The organism is Falsigemmobacter faecalis, from assembly GCF_003863335.1.
GTDB lineage: Bacteria > Pseudomonadota > Alphaproteobacteria > Rhodobacterales > Rhodobacteraceae > Wagnerdoeblera > Wagnerdoeblera faecalis.
Map to the genome: position 1 here is coordinate 14,282 of NZ_RRAZ01000010.1, position 14,825 is coordinate 29,106.

Annotated in this window: 14 protein-coding genes; 1 reads left to right on the forward strand and 13 read right to left on the reverse strand. The window is 64.5% G+C overall.

Annotated features, from left to right (window positions below):
- Positions 1-10 precede the first annotated feature (10 nt).
- Positions 11-1,585, reverse strand: coding sequence for a Re/Si-specific NAD(P)(+) transhydrogenase subunit alpha (locus EG244_RS08230; protein WP_124964528.1), 1,575 nt, complete (start codon positions 1,583-1,585; stop codon positions 11-13).
- A 373-nt stretch (positions 1,586-1,958) separates the two neighbouring features.
- On the opposite strand from EG244_RS08230, the gene EG244_RS08235 reads away from it, so the two are divergent.
- Positions 1,959-2,372, forward strand: a complete 414-nt coding sequence (locus EG244_RS08235; protein WP_233588951.1) for a PaaI family thioesterase — start codon at positions 1,959-1,961, stop codon at positions 2,370-2,372.
- Between the two features lie 34 nt (positions 2,373-2,406).
- Here EG244_RS08235 and folD read toward each other — a convergent pair whose 3' ends face one another.
- The 12 genes from folD to tolQ all read right to left on the reverse strand — a co-directional run bounded on the left by folD (position 2,407) and on the right by tolQ (position 14,771).
- Entirely contained in the window at positions 2,407-3,294 is an 888-nt protein-coding gene (gene folD, locus EG244_RS08240; RefSeq protein ID WP_124964529.1) for a bifunctional methylenetetrahydrofolate dehydrogenase/methenyltetrahydrofolate cyclohydrolase FolD, read from the reverse strand.
- Between the two features lie 3 nt (positions 3,295-3,297).
- Positions 3,298-3,609, reverse strand: coding sequence for a chorismate mutase (locus EG244_RS08245; RefSeq protein ID WP_124964530.1), 312 nt, complete (start codon positions 3,607-3,609; stop codon positions 3,298-3,300).
- Positions 3,610-3,631: 22 nt separating this feature from the next.
- Positions 3,632-5,308, reverse strand: a complete 1,677-nt coding sequence (locus EG244_RS08250) for a formate--tetrahydrofolate ligase (RefSeq protein ID WP_124964531.1) — start codon at positions 5,306-5,308, stop codon at positions 3,632-3,634.
- A gap of 85 nt (positions 5,309-5,393) precedes the next feature.
- Positions 5,394-5,975 (reverse strand): MOSC domain-containing protein, encoded by a 582-nt coding sequence (locus EG244_RS08255; protein WP_124964532.1) that lies wholly within the window; start codon positions 5,973-5,975, stop codon positions 5,394-5,396.
- A 146-nt stretch (positions 5,976-6,121) separates the two neighbouring features.
- Positions 6,122-8,017: an ATP-dependent zinc metalloprotease FtsH gene (ftsH, locus tag EG244_RS08260; RefSeq protein ID WP_124964533.1), complete on the reverse strand. Its 1,896-nt coding sequence runs from the start codon at positions 8,015-8,017 to the stop codon at positions 6,122-6,124.
- Between the two features lie 70 nt (positions 8,018-8,087).
- Positions 8,088-9,329, reverse strand: coding sequence for a tRNA lysidine(34) synthetase TilS (tilS, locus tag EG244_RS08265; RefSeq protein ID WP_124964534.1), 1,242 nt, complete (start codon positions 9,327-9,329; stop codon positions 8,088-8,090).
- Positions 9,320-10,141: a tol-pal system protein YbgF gene (gene ybgF, locus EG244_RS08270; protein ID WP_325050387.1), complete on the reverse strand. Its 822-nt coding sequence runs from the start codon at positions 10,139-10,141 to the stop codon at positions 9,320-9,322. Before ybgF ends, tilS begins: the two co-directional genes overlap by 10 nt.
- Positions 10,141-10,701 carry a peptidoglycan-associated lipoprotein Pal gene (gene pal, locus EG244_RS08275; protein WP_124964626.1) on the reverse strand — a complete coding sequence of 187 codons (561 nt, stop codon included), beginning with the start codon at positions 10,699-10,701 and terminating at the stop codon, positions 10,141-10,143. Before pal ends, ybgF begins: the two co-directional genes overlap by 1 nt.
- A gap of 116 nt (positions 10,702-10,817) precedes the next feature.
- Positions 10,818-12,155, reverse strand: a complete 1,338-nt coding sequence (gene tolB / locus EG244_RS08280; protein WP_124964627.1) for a Tol-Pal system beta propeller repeat protein TolB — start codon at positions 12,153-12,155, stop codon at positions 10,818-10,820.
- Between the two features lie 118 nt (positions 12,156-12,273).
- Positions 12,274-13,587 carry a hypothetical protein gene (locus EG244_RS08285; RefSeq protein WP_124964535.1) on the reverse strand — a complete coding sequence of 438 codons (1,314 nt, stop codon included), beginning with the start codon at positions 13,585-13,587 and terminating at the stop codon, positions 12,274-12,276.
- A 2-nt stretch (positions 13,588-13,589) separates the two neighbouring features.
- On the reverse strand, positions 13,590-14,066 hold the full coding sequence (tolR, locus tag EG244_RS08290; RefSeq protein WP_124964536.1) for a protein TolR: 477 nt from the start codon (positions 14,064-14,066) through the stop codon (positions 13,590-13,592).
- A gap of 3 nt (positions 14,067-14,069) precedes the next feature.
- On the reverse strand, positions 14,070-14,771 hold the full coding sequence (tolQ, locus tag EG244_RS08295; RefSeq protein WP_124964537.1) for a protein TolQ: 702 nt from the start codon (positions 14,769-14,771) through the stop codon (positions 14,070-14,072).
- Between the last annotated feature and the right edge of the window lie 54 nt (positions 14,772-14,825).

A 14,825-nucleotide genomic window follows, 5' to 3' on the forward strand; every position in this document is an offset into this window, starting at 1 on the left:
GGCCCTCTCCTTACGACTTCTGGAACATGGCGAGCATCCGCCGGGTGACCATAAAGCCACCGAAGATGTTGATGCCGGCCATAAAGACCGAGAGACCCGCCAGAACAATCACCAGCCAGCTGCCCGAGCCGATCTGCATCAGCGCGCCCAGGATGATGATCGAGGAGATCGCATTGGTGATCGCCATCAGCGGGGTATGCAGCGAATGCGCCACATTCCAGATGATCTGGAAGCCCACAAAGCAGGCCAGCACAAAGACGATGAAGTGCTGCATGAACGAGGCCGGAGCCACCAGGCCCACGGCCAGCAGCAGCGCCGCCGAAACACCCAGAACGGTGAACTGCGTGCGGGTCTGCGCCTTGAATTCAGCGGCTTCTTTCGCGCGCTTTTCTTCCGGCGTCAGCTCTTTCACCTTTTCTTTCGGCTTCTGAGCGGCAATCGCCTGGATCTTCGGCGGCGGCGGCGGGAAGGTGATCGCGCCCTCATGGGTCACGGTCGCGCCGCGGATCACGTCATCTTCCATGTTGTGATCGATCACGCCGTCTTTTTTCGGCGTCAGATCGGTCAGCATGTGACGGATATTGGTCGAGTAAAGCGTCGAGGCCTGAGCCGCCATACGGCTCGGGAAATCGGTGTAGCCAACGATGGTCACGCCGTTTTCAGTGACGATTTTCTCGTCCGGGATGGTCAGATCGCAGTTGCCGCCGCGCTCAGCCGCAAGGTCCACGATGACCGAGCCCGGCTTCATCATCTGAACCATATCTTCGGTCCAGAGCTTCGGTGCCGGACGGCCCGGGATCAGCGCGGTGGTGATGACAATGTCAATCTCCGGCGCGAGTTCGCGGAACTTCTTCAGCTGGGCTTCACGGAACTCCGGCGAAGACGGGGCGGCATAGCCACCCGTTGCCGCGCCGTCGATCTGGGTCTCAGAGAAGTCCAGATAGACGAACTCAGCGCCCATCGACTCGATCTGTTCCGCCACTTCCGGGCGCACGTCGAAGGCATAGGTGATCGCGCCCAGCGAGGTCGAGGTGCCGATGGCGGCCAGACCTGCCACGCCCGCACCCACCACCAGGACTTTCGCCGGCGGCACTTTGCCCGCAGCGGTGACCTGACCGGTGAAGAAGCGGCCGAAGTTGTTGCCAGCCTCAATCACCGCGCGGTAACCCGCGATATTGGCCATCGACGACAGCGCGTCCATCTTCTGCGCGCGCGAAATCCGCGGCACCATATCCATGGCGACCACGGTTGCGCCGCGGGCGTTGACCGCCTCCAGCAGATCCGCATTCTGTGCCGGCCAGAAGAACGAGATCAGGGTCTGGCCCTGACGCAGGAGGGCGACCTCAGAGGCCTCCGGTCCGCGTACCTTCACCAGCACATCCGCTGCTTCCGAGACCGCCTGGGCGGTCGGAAGAACGGTGACACCCGCCTTCTCATAAGTCGCGTCCGAGAAACCGGCCTTCGCCCCTGCACCGGATTCGATCACACAGGTGTGGCCGAGTTTCACCAGCTGCAGAGCCGAATCCGGAGTCATCGCAACCCGGTTCTCACCCTCGAATATCTCTTTAAGAGCGCCGATCTTCACCTGATCCGTCCCCCTATCCCCTTCACATCCCCGAAGGGATTGTTTCTGCACAGTCGGCCCCGCAGTAGTCCGACAGATTCTGCACGTGCCCACATACCACCGCGCAACAAAGTTTCACAAGAGGATGCTACAAAGCAGCACCTCCGGTCCATTTTGCCGCACCCTGAAGCAAACACACAGCGTCTGCCCGCAGGACCAGCGATCTGAAAACCACCTGCATCAGCCGGCGGCCGCAGCCACGCCCTGAAAGCAAAGCAGCCAGGTCAGCTTTGCCGTAACGTCACAACGCTGTCTGCGCAACAGTTTCAGGACAGATCCCCCCATAACTGTCCAAACTCTGAGGTGAGACAGAATGCAGCAGGTCCACATTTTTATGCAAAGACGGATAGAAGAGAGCTTTTCGCGTCAGGGCTTCCTGACCCTGCTCGGCGCACGCCTGCTCAGCGTGACCCCGGGCGAGGTGACCCTGGGCGTCACCCTGCGCCCTGAGTTCAGCCAGCAGCATGGCGCGGGCCACGCGGGGATCAGCTTTACCTTAGGGGATGTGGCCGCAGGTTATGCGGCGCTGACGCAGATCGAGCCGGGGATGGAGGTGATGACCTCTGAGATGAAAATTCACCTTCTGCGCCCGGCCATCGGTGACGAGCTGATCGCGAAGGGCTCGGTCATCAAATCGGGGCGGCGGCTGATCGTGACGCGGGCCGATGTTTTCGCGCGGCGCGGGGCCGAGGAGGTGCTGATCGCCACGCTTCTGGGCACCATGGTCCCGGTCGCGGCGGATCTTTAACGAAAAGCGGCCCCGGGGGGCCACTTTTTAAGGCTCAGGCCGTCAGGCCTTCCGGCTCGGGCAAGCCGTTGGCGCGGCAACAAGCCGTCAGCGTATTGGCCAGCAGGCAGGCGATGGTCATCGGCCCCACGCCACCCGGCACCGGGGTGATGGCGCCCGCCACTTCCGCGGCCGAGGCGTAATCCACATCGCCCACCAGCTTTTGTTTGCCGTCGCGCTCAATCCGGTTGATGCCCACGTCGATCACGGTGGCACCGGGTTTGACGTAATCCGCAGTGATCATCTCAGGACGACCGACGGCCGCGACCAGAATATCCGCGCCTTTGCAGAGCGCTTTCAGATCTTTCGTGCGCGAATGCGCGATGGTCACCGTGCAGCTGTCGCCCAGCAGCAGCTGCGCCATAGGCTTGCCAACGATGTTCGAGCGGCCCACGACCACGGCATTCAGCCCCGAGAGATCGCCCAGGCGGGCGCGCAGCAGCATCAGGCAGCCAAGCGGCGTGCAGGGCACCATGGCCTTCTGCCCGGTGGCCAGCAGACCCACGTTGGAGATGTGAAAGCCGTCGACATCCTTGGCCGGATCAATCGCGTTGATCACGGCGGCCTCTTCCAGATGCCCCGGCAGCGGCAGCTGCACCAGGATCCCGTGAACCGCCGGATCGGCGTTCAGCGCGGCGATCAGCGCCAGAAGTTCCGCCTGCCCCACAGAGGCATCAAGCTTATGCTCAAAGCTGTTCATGCCGACTTCAACGGTCATCCTGCCCTTGGAGCGGACATAGACCTGGCTTGCCGGGTCTTCGCCCACCAGCACCACGGCCAGACCGGGGGTGATGCCTTTGGCCACCAGCCCGGCCACACCCGCGGCGACTTTGCCGCGCACCTCGGCCGCGAAGGCCTTTCCGTCAATGACCGCTGCCGTCATGGTTCAATCCTTCGTCTTCTGCCCCGCCCCGAGGAGGTTTTCCTCGTGGCCGATGGCCCATTCCATCAGCTCGCGCCAGAGCCGCTCTGCCAGATCCGCATCCATCCCGGTCGCAGCGGCTTTGGCACGCACATTGCGCACCACCTCTTCCACGCGGGTGTCGATGCGCGCAGGCCAGCCGTTCTCCGACTTCAGCTCTGCGGCGCGGGTGATATAGGTCGCGCGCTCAGCAAAAAGCGTCACAAGCGCTGTGTCGAGCCGGTCAATCCCGGCCCGAAGTTCGGTCATATCCTGACAGTCTTTCGCGCTGCGCATGGTCTCTCCCCCCTCACAACGCTCAGAACAGGCCTTCGACCTGCCCGTCCTCATTCAGCCGGATATTTTCCGCCGCAGGGACACGGGGAAGGCCCGGCATGGTCATGATCTCACCGCAGATCGCCACGATGAAGCCGGCCCCCGCCGAGAGCCGCACTTCGCGCACCGGGACGGTGTGCCCCTCAGGCGCGCCGCGCAGGTCAGGATCGGTGGAGAAGCTGTATTGCGTCTTGGCCATGCAGACCGGCAGATGGCCGTAGCCCGCCTCTTCCCAGACCTTCAGCTGCGCCATCACGGATTTATCCGCCGTCACCTCACCCGCGCGGTAGATGCGTTTCGCGACCGTGTTGATCTTGTCCCAAAGGCTCAGATCATCGCCATAAAGCGGCGCGAACTGCGCGGCCCCGCTGTCGGCGAGAGCCGCCACACGCTGCGCGAGCGCTTCGGCCCCGGCACCACCTTCGGCCCAGTGGCGGCAAAGGATCGCCTCAACCCCGAGGCCCGCAGCACAGGCCTGAACGGCGGCGATTTCTGCCTCGGTATCAGAGTGGAAATGGTTGATCGCCACCACCACCGGCACGCCGAAACTGCGCAGGTTCTCAATATGGCGACCGAGGTTTGCCGAACCCGCCTGAACGGCTGCGACATTTTCCAGCCCCAGATCGGCCCGGGCCACGCCGCCATTCATCTTCAGCGCGCGCACCGTGGCGACCAGCACCACCGCCGCAGGCTTAAGGCCAGCCTTACGACATTTGATATTAAAGAACTTCTCGGCCCCGAGATCGGCGCCAAACCCGGCTTCCGTCACCACATAATCGCCCAGCTTCAAAGCCGTGCGGGTCGCGATAACCGAGTTGCAGCCATGGGCGATATTGGCAAAAGGCCCGCCATGCACGAAGGCCGGATTGTGCTCCAGCGTCTGCACCAGGTTTGGCTGCATCGCGTCTTTCAGCAGCACCGTCATCGCGCCATCGGCCTTCAGATCGCGCGCTGTCACGGGGGTCTTTGCGCGGGTGTAACCGACGATGATATCGCCCAGACGGCGCTCAAGATCGTGAAGATCGGTCGCAAGGCAGAGGATCGCCATGACCTCAGAGGCCACGGTGATGTCAAATCCGGTCTGACGCGGAAAGCCGTTCGACACGCCGCCAAGGCTGACCACGGTGTCGCGCAAAGCCCGGTCGTTCATATCCATCACCCGCCGCCAGGTGATGCGGCGCTCATCAAGATCAAGGCTGTTGCCCCAATAGATGTGGTTGTCGATCATCGCCGCCAGCAGGTTATGCGCCGAAGTGATGGCGTGAAAATCCCCGGTAAAATGCAGGTTCATCTCTTCCATCGGCACGATCTGCGCCATGCCGCCGCCTGCAGCGCCGCCCTTCATGCCGAAATTCGGCCCAAGGCTGGCTTCACGGATGCAGACCACGGCTTTTTTGCCGATACGGTTCAGCGCATCGCCCAGGCCCACCGTGGTGGTGGTTTTACCCTCCCCGGCAGGGGTCGGGTTGATCGCGGTGACGAGGATCAGTTTGCCGTCCGGGCGGTCCGCCAGGCTGCGGATAAAGCTCTGGCTGACCTTGGCTTTGTCGTGACCATAGGGCAGCAGATCCTGCTCGCTGATCCCCAGCTTCTCTCCAATTTCACGGATCGGCCGCTTGACGGCCGCACGGGCGATTTCGATGTCGGAGCGAAAGCTCATCGCGGCACCTCAACTGGGATCTGGCTTTGGCCCTGCCCATGTCACGGCAGGGCGCAAAAGTCCAGCGAAGCGCGCAACCTCCTGGTCAGCGTGGCGACCAGACACGCTGACCAGGCACGAAGAGGCGGATTTCGTCCCCTTCACGCAGAGTGCCGCCGCGCTCAACCCAGCCGACAAAGCCGCGCAGGCCCACGGCGGCGCGCTTAAACGCCGCGCCAAAACCTGGATGCGCCTTCTCAATCGGCCTGGCGGGCAGCATGCAGGGCAGGTTTTCGACATCCACCACCAAAGTCGTGCCATCCGGCCCCAAAAGCCGCGACGAAGGCGGCAGATGGCTGAGATCCGGGATCCCCTCAATCACCAGCGAGGCACCGACCAGCGCGGGATCCAGACGCTCAATCCCCATATTCACCGCGATCTGCGCCAGTTCCTCAGCGCTGAGCACCGAAAGCTGACGGGTATTGGCAATCTCGGTGTCTTTCGGGTGAATCATCTTCACCCGCGAGCAGGACGGACGCGTCAGCCCGCCGTGTGCCTCGCCCTCCGGCCCGGCAAGCGTCAGGCTGACCCCCGGACGCGCCTGCGATTCGAGCCCGGCGTCGCGATCCGGCACCACGCCCGTCCAAACCACGCGGCCCTTCCAGGCCGTTTCCACAAATACTGCCATTCCTGTCTCCCTGCAGTCCCTGCCGATCACAGAACCGGCCGACGGACCCTGCGTCAAGCCGGGGAAAGCCTGAGGCGTTCCCCAACAGAAAGGGCCGCCGCGGCATAAATCCCGCGACGGCCCGAATTTCAGGCAAGTTCCGCAGCTTATGCCAGCTGTTCAGGCTCCATGCCGCCCTCATTGCGCGGACGGGTCTTCGGAATGGCGGTCAGGCTGGAAAGACCGCCCGCATCGTTGTCGTCCTCGCTGTCGAGCGCTTCACCCGCGATTACCTTGCGGATCTGATCGCCGGTCAGCGTTTCATATTCGAGAAGACCCTGAGCGAGGCTTTCAAAATCGTCGTTCTTTTCCAGAAGGATACGACGCGCCGTCTCATAGCCGGTGTCGATCAGGCGCTTCACTTCGGCCTCGATCAGCTTTTTGGTCTCAGCCGAGACCGAGAAGCCACCGGTATTGCCCTGATAGCCTTCATGGGCTTCGGCATAGTCGATATTGCCGACCAGATCCGACATGCCCCACCGCATGACCATCGCACGCGCCAGCGCCGAGGCCTGCTGAATATCACCGGTCGGACCGTTCGAGACGCGCTCATCGCCGAATTTGATGATCTCAGCCGCTTTACCGGCCATGGTCATGGCGATCTTCTGCTCGGCCTCATCCTTGTGGAACTCAAGGCGGTCCATCTCGGGCAGCGAGACAACCATGCCAAGCGCGCCACCGCGCGGGATGATGGTCGCTTTATAGACCGGGTCACATTTCGGCAGGTTCATGCCAACGATGGCATGGCCAGCCTCATGATAGGCGGTCATTTCTTTCTGCGCCGGCGTCAGAACCATCGAGCGGCGGGCCACGCCCATGATGACTTTGTCTTTTGCGTTTTCAAAGTCGTCCATGGTGACGAAGCGGCGGCCGACACGCGCGGCCAGCAGCGCCGCCTCGTTGACGATGTTCATCAGATCCGCACCCGAGAAGCCCGGCGTGCCGCGCGCGATGGTGCGCAGATCGACATCGGGGCCCAGCGGAACCTTGCGGGCATGAACGGCGAGGATCTTCTCGCGGCCCTTGATATCCGGGTTCGGCACGTGGATCTGACGGTCAAAGCGGCCCGGACGCAGCAGAGCCGGGTCGAGCACGTCTTTGCGGTTGGTGGCCGCGACGATGATCACGCCCTCATTGGCCTCAAAGCCGTCCATCTCAACCAGAAGCTGGTTGAGGGTCTGCTCACGCTCATCATTGCCGCCGCCGATGCCGACACCCCGGGCACGACCCACGGCGTCGATTTCGTCGATAAACACGATGCAGGGCGCGTTTTTCTTCGCCTGCTCAAACATATCGCGCACGCGGCTGGCGCCGACGCCCACGAACATCTCAACGAAATCCGAGCCCGAGATGGTGAAGAAGGGCACACCCGCTTCGCCGGCAATGGCGCGGGCCAGCAGGGTTTTACCGGTGCCCGGAGGGCCCACCAGCAGCGCCCCTTTGGGAATTTTGCCACCCAGACGCGAGAATTTCTGCGGATTGCGCAGGAATTCCACGATCTCTTCCAGCTCTTCCTTGGCCTCGTCGATGCCGGCGACATCGTCAAAGGTGACGCGGCCGTTTTTCTCGGTCAGCAGTTTGGCCTTGGATTTGCCAAAGCCCATGGCGCCGCCACGGCCACCGCCCTGCATACGGTTCATAAAGAAGATCCAGATGCCGATCAGGATCAGGAAGGGCATCCAAAGCGACAGCAGCGACATGAAGCCCGACTGTTCCTGCGGAACGGCCCGGACCTCTACCTTGCTTGCGATCAGCTTGTCGGCGATGTTTTCGCCTTCCGGACGGACCACCGAATAGCGTGCGCCATCCTTGCCCTGCACCTCAACCTTTTCGCCGTCGAGCGTGACAGCCGTCACCGCGCCATCCTGAACCCGTTGCATAAACTCCGAGTAGGACAGCTGCCGGGACGACGACGTGGTCTGCCCGCCACCGAAGACCGAGAACAGGGTGACGATCAGTACCAGAAGCACGACCCAGAAAGCGATGTTGCGTGCGTTGCCCAAAGTAATCTCCCATAGCCGGGCCGGCAAAGCCTGCCCCTTGCGGGTTAAAATAGAGATTAGAACGCAAGGTTCAATGCAGGAACGGCAAAGAGCCGAAGCCTTTCCGCAGAAGAAGCCGGTAATCGGGCTCAGGGCGGGCCAGTGGAGCCGCAATCAGAGCACCTTTGCACCAGAGCGCAGGCCCCGCCATCAGCGAGTCGCGCGGCAGCGGGCTAAAATCGCGCCAGTCTTTAATCTGCGTGATCCCCTCTGCCAGCGGGGCGGTCAGGGCCCCCTCGGGCCAGATGCCGCCGATCTGCCAGCGCCCGTCCCACCAGTCCGCCGCAAAGGATGTCAGAGGCCGCACCGCCTGAAGTTCCCGCGCGATCCGCAGAACGCCCTTTTTCCGGGTCACAAGGCAGCCTGCCAGCGTCTGCCGCACGACCCCGGCCTCCAGGCCCTGCCGCAGACGGGCGAGGGCCTCGCGCCGGGGGGGAAAGGGGCTGGCCCCGACGATCCGAATGGCCGCCACCAGCAGCCGCCGCGCGGCCTCATCGTCCTCAGGCAGGCCCTGGATCAACAGATCTCCGGCCTGGACCTGCACGCGGGTCTGCCACTCGGCGCTTAACTGCCGCTCGGCCCAGGCGCGGGTGTCTGCAAGGGCGCGGGCGCTTTGGGCGATGGCAGCGGGGGTGATGCCCGCCGCAGCCAGATCCTCAAGCAGGCGGCGCATCTTCACCCGGGTATAGGCCGTGTCTGCGTTCGAGGGATCTTCCGCCCAGGCAATGCCCTGCCCGCGCAGATGCGCGCGCAGCACCTCCCGCGGGGTGTCGAGCAGCGGGCGCAAAAAGCGCATCCCTTCGCGGTGAAACCCGGGAGCCATGGCGGCCAGACCGTCCAGCCCTGCGGCACGGCCGAGGCGGATCAGAAAGGTTTCCGCCACATCCTCGCGGTTATGCGCGACCAGAATGGCCGCAAGCCCCCGCCTTTTCCCCCAGGATGCCAGCGCCGCATAGCGCCCTGCCCGCGCCTCTGCGGAAAGATTTCCTGCAGGCTCCCCCCGCCGCCAGAGCAGCGTTTCGTGTTGAAGGCCACGGGCGGCGCAGAAGCCGGCGACCATCCGCGCCTCCGCCGCCGCCTCGGGGCGCAGCCCGTGATCCACCGTCGCCGCCTCCAGCCGCAGGCCGCAGCCCCGCGCCAGCGGGATCGCCAGATCCAGCAGCGCCAGAGAATCGCCGCCGCCCGATACGGCAGCGCCCAGAGCCGTGAGGCCCCGGGCGCGGGTATCTTCCATGACCGCCAGAAGGGCGGCCTTTGCCGCCTCTAGGGGCATTGCAGCGCCTGGCGCTCGGCATAGGCCTGATCTTCGGCCGGATGGCCGGGATAGCGCAGCCCCACTTCCGTCAGCGTGATGCAGGCCTCATTCACCTGCCCCAGCCGCCCGAGGGCGCGGCCCAGCCGAAAGAGCGACTCTGCCGCCTGCGGGCCCGCCGGATAAGACGAAAAGCCCTCAAGATAGCTGTGCGCGGCGGCCTTCTGATCGCCAAGACCCTCCAGGGCCTCGCCGCGCAGAAACAGCGCTTCGCCGCTTAATTCGCTGTCCGGAAAGGATTGCGCAAAGGTCGCAAGGAGGTCTTCGGCGGCGCGAAAGTCACCCTGACCGAGCACCGCCCGGGCCCGGTCGAGAGTTGCCTGATCATTTGCTGCAGGCTTCGCTTGGGGGGCCGGAACAGCCGGAGCCGCGGCGGAGGGCTTGTCACCACCCAGAGGGGCGGAGGAGCCGATGGAGGAGACATCGCCCCCCTCCAGCTCGACGATCCGGAATTCCAGATCGCCCAGACGGTTGGTGCCGTCATTCACCACGCGGTTCACGCGCAGCTCCAGATCTTCGGTGCGGCCCGTCAGGCGCATCAGCTCCAGCTCGATGGCCTCAAGCCGTTCGAGGATCGTGGCACCGCCCGGGCGCGACACCGCACCCGTGCTCATCAGTTCGGCCTTCAGCGAGGCCATTTCATTGCCCAGCTGAGTGACCTGCGCGCGGACATCCGCAAGCGTCTCCTGGCGTGACTGCGCCGCCCCCGGCAGGGGGGCGAACATCAGGGCCAGGCTGAAAGCGGCGACAGCGCCGCGCAGCGCCTTCATCATCAGCTGCCTGCGCCGACCGACAGAACGGTCACGGCGCGGCGGTTCTGGGCGTAGCATGCCTCATCCGAGCAGGCCTGGACGGGGCGCTCTTTGCCATAAGAAATGGTGCGGACGCGGCTCGGGTTCACCCCCTGCGAGATCAGGAACTGCTGCGCCGAAGCGGCACGACGGGCCCCAAGCGCAATGTTATACTCGCGGGTGCCTTTTTCGTCGGCATGGCCTTCCATGATGATCGCATAGGAGGGATTGGAGTTCAGCCAGCCCGCCTGTGCGCTCAGGATCGAGCGGCCTTCCGGCGAGACGGTGTGCTGGTCATAGCCAAAGAGCACGCGGTCGCCGACGCGCTGCTGGAAATAAGCCTGCGAGCGCGGATCGTTCGGATCGCCAAGGCCGGTGCTGTCCACACCGCCCGCGCCAAAGCCGCCGCCCTGGCCACCGGCGCCATAGCCGCCTGCGCCGTAAGCGCCATCCGCGCCACCAGCCCCAAAGCGGTCAGGGTTGTTACAGGCCGCGAGACCCAGAACGGTCATCAGCAGTGCGGCTTTCGTCAGAATGCGCATGGTCTGTTCCTTATTGCGGCCACCCGGCACAGCGGCTTTGGGCCTTTTTAGCATCATCCTGCGCCTCTGGGAAACGCCCGCGCGCAGGAGACTGAATTTTAGTCAGCGGCTCTGCCTTACGGCAGCAGCGGCGACCAGGCCGGATCCGATGCCCCGCCCTGCACACGCACCTGACGCGGCGGGTTGCGGCCCGTGATATCCACCGAGAAGATCCCCGGCACGCCAGCCTCACCGGCATTCTCACGGGTGAACATGATGACGCGGCCGTTCGGCGCCCAGGTCGGACCCTCATCAAGGAACGAGGCCGTCAGCAGACGCTCTTCGGTGCCATCGGTGCGCATGACGCCAATGTGGAAACGGCCATCGAGCTGCTTGGTAAAGGCAATCAGATCGCCCCGCGGCGACCAGACCGGGGTGCCATAGCGGCCCTTGCCCGATGAGATGCGGCGCGGCTCACCGCCCGAGGCGGGCATCACATAGATCTGGCTGCCGCCGGTGCGGTCGGACTCAAAGACAATCTGGCTGCCATCGGGCGAGAAGCTCGGCGCCGTCTCAATCGAGGGCGCGGACGACAGACGCACGCTGGAGCCCGACGACAGATCCATGCGGTAAATGTCGGTATTGCCGCCCTGCGCCGAGGAGAACACGACCGTGCGCCCGTCGGGGGCAAAGCGCGGCGCGAAGGTCATCTCGCCCGGCAGATTGCCAAGCGCACGCTGCGCGCCGGAGGCCACATCCATCAAAACGATCTGCGGAAAGCCCGAAGCATAAGAGGTGTAAAGGATCCGGTCGCCCTGGGGCGAGAAGCGCGGTGCCAGCACCAGCGCCCGGCTGTCGGTCAGGAACTGCTGGTTCGCGCCGTCATAATCGGCCACGGCCAGACGTTTGGCGCGGGCATTCTTCGGGCCGGATTCCGACACAAAGACAATCCGGCTGTCGAAATAGCCGCTTTCGCCGGTGATCCGGGCATAGACGGCATCGGCCACCTTATGCGCCATGCGGCGCCAGCTTTGCGTGGTGCCCGCGAACTGCAGCCCCTCGCCCATCTGCTGGCCCGAAGCCACGTCAAAGAGCCGGAATTTCACCACCAGCCGGCTGCCCTGCACCGAGACGGCCCCGGTGATCAGCGCTTCTGCGTTGATCGCGCGCCAGTCCTGATACTGCACGGCCGAATCAAAACTCACCACCTGCGAGACATGCGCCGAAGCCGGGATTTCCCGGAAAAGACCGGTCCCGTTCAGATCCTGCGCGACCAGCGACGAGATATTCGCCGCCACCTCGCCTGCGCCACCCTCGCCGATAAAGCGCGGCAGGGCATAGGGAAGAGGCTCAATCACACCATCGGTAAAGCGCAGCTTCAGCTGTGCTTCAGCCGGTGCGGCCCCCAGAAACGGCACGGCCAGCGCGATGCCAAGCATCACCGCCATCAGCCGCTTTGCGACGTTCACGCGCATCACTTTCATATCCCACCCCGGTTTACCCGGCCCTTGTTGATCAGTTCCTGCCCCTTTCAGAATGCAAAGGAAGGGGCAGAGGTTCCAGTCACGTCTTTGCCAGAACGGCTTTCTCAGTCTAGCGCAGACGCATGGCGTTATAGTCAAACGTCATGTCGATCTGCTGCCAGTGGTTGTATTTATCCGCAGGCAGTGCGCCATTCTGCGCGCAGCGCATGACGGCGCGGCGTGCGGTTTCATAGGCGGTGCGATTGCCCGCCTCGGAAGGACCGTTGGCCGACAGCATCTCGACCCGCTCCACCCCGCCATCGGGGCGCATATGCGCGCGCAGTTCAATCACCGAACTCATGGCATCGGTGGAGGCAGAGCCCACACCCCAGCACTTCGAGATCTCGCGGTGCAGCGCATCCACCTCACCCGACGACAGCGGCGGACCCGAAGCGGCACGCCCTGCCCCCCCGGTGCCACTGCCCGAGGGGCGAGAGGCCGTGCGCTCAGGCTTAGTCGCCTGGGCCGCGGCCGCCGCAGCCGCCTCAGCGGCGGCTGAAGCGATGGCATCTGCCGCCGCCTGCGCCGCGGCGGCCGCGATGGCATCGGCGGCCGCATCATTGCGGGCAGGCTTCGGCGTCTCGGCGGGCTTTGCCGGTGCAGGCGTCTCGGCAGCCGCCGTCTCCGTGCGCTCAGGCCGTGCGGGGCGCGAGGGCGGACGGCGCGAGGCCTCGGGCGCCATGGTCTTTGGTGCTGCGTCTTCCTGCGCGATTTCAGTGGCTTCCGTCACCGTGCGGGTGGTGGCCTCTTCCGGCGCTGCGGCAGGCTTCGGCGGCTCGGGCTTCACCGGGGCCTCTTCTGCGACCGGCTCGGGCGGCGGGGCCTGCACCTCGGGCGCGCGCTCTGCCTCCGGCGGCGGCGCGGGTGCGGCCTCGGCGGCCACACGGTCCACGGCGCGCTGACGCGGGCGCGGACTTTCTTTCACCGCTTCCATCGGCGGCTCGGGCGCAATAACGGGAGCGGCCTCCTGCGGACGCTCGACCGGCGGCGTCTCGCGAGGCGGGGTGACCACGGCAGGCCGGGTCTCTTCGGGCGCGGGAGGCTCGGGCGTCACCGGGAGGTCTTCGGGAACGGGCGGCGGCGGCGGGGCCGCCGGCTCCGGCACCTCAGCGGCAGGCTCAGGCCGGGCCTGCGGCGGGCGCGAGGCGGGCGGCGCGGCGGTCGCCGGCGGGGCATTCTCAGCCGGTTCTTCTGCAGGGTCATCCGAGGGCGCGGGCGCGGCAGCGGCCATGGCCTCAAATTCCTCTGAACTCATCAGAGAGACCTGGGTCACGTTGATCTCGGTTTCGCGGTCGCGCGGCGTGAAAAAGCCGCCCACCGCCATCCAGAGAATGACGAGACTGTGACCGGCAGCCGAGAAAATGAGAGGCTTGCGGCTCTCCATGATCAGCCGCCCGTCGCCCCAAAGCGCGGACCATTGGGGTCGGTCACCAGGCCAAGGCTGGTAAAGCCTGCCGCCTGAAGCGCCCCCATGACCTCTGCCACGCGACCGTAATTCACACCATTATCCGCCCGGATGAACAGCTTATTGGAGCGCCTTTCGGTCATGATCGACTGAAGGCGCGGGATCAGTTCTTCATCCGTGACGGCAGTGGTCTGAATGGTCAGCCCGCCATCGGCAGTCAGCGAAATGGTCAGCGGCTCTTCCTGCTCTGTCGGCATGCTTTGGGCCGCCGTTTTCGGCAGCTCCAGCGGCACACCCACGGTCATCATAGGTGCCGCCACCATAAAGATGATCAGCAGCACCAGCATCACATCCACGAAGGGCGTGACGTTGATCTCAGCCATCGGACGGCTGCCGCCCCCCGAGCGACGCCCGCGCCGACGCCCGCCGCCGCCTTTTTGAACGACACCGCCGCCCATGGCTCAGGCCGCCGAATCAAGCTGGCGCGACAGGATGGTCGAAAACTCATCCGCAAACGCACCATAATTGCCGGTAATCCGCTCGCTGTCGGCAGAAAGCTTGTTATAGGCCACAACCGCCGGAATAGCGGCGACAAGGCCGATGCCGGTCGCCAGAAGCGCCTCAGCGATGCCGGGTGCCACAACCGCCAGATCAGAGGTTTTCGCGATGGCGATCTGCTCAAAGGCGTGTTTGATGCCCCAGACGGTGCCGAAAAGACCGATGAAGGGCGCGGTGGCCCCGGTGGTCGCAAGCACCTGAAGCGAGTGGTTCAACACGTCTGATTCGCGTGCAATCGCCACATCCATCGCCCGGTCGATCCGCGCCTGAGCCCCCGCGATCAGCACGCCGTCCTGACGGTGGCTGCGGCGCCATTCGGTCATGCCAGCGGCAAAGATGCGCTCGGATGCGCCCTGCGGCTCCGGCCCGACTGCTTCATAAAGCTCATCCAGCGGCTCGCCCGACCAGAAAGCGGCGTCAAACTGCTGCGCCTCAGCGCGGGCTTTGCGAAAGAGCACCAGTTTCTGGATGATAATCGCCCAGGACCAGATCGACATCCCGATCATCAGAAGCATCACCAGCTTCACGGTCAGGGTGGCACGGGCGAAAAGCGCGATCAGGGAGAAATCAATCTCCTGCGCCATGGCAAGGGCTTCGGTTTCCATCAAAGACTGCTCAACTCTTTTTTGCGGACAGGCCGCTTCGGCGGCGCATTTGCG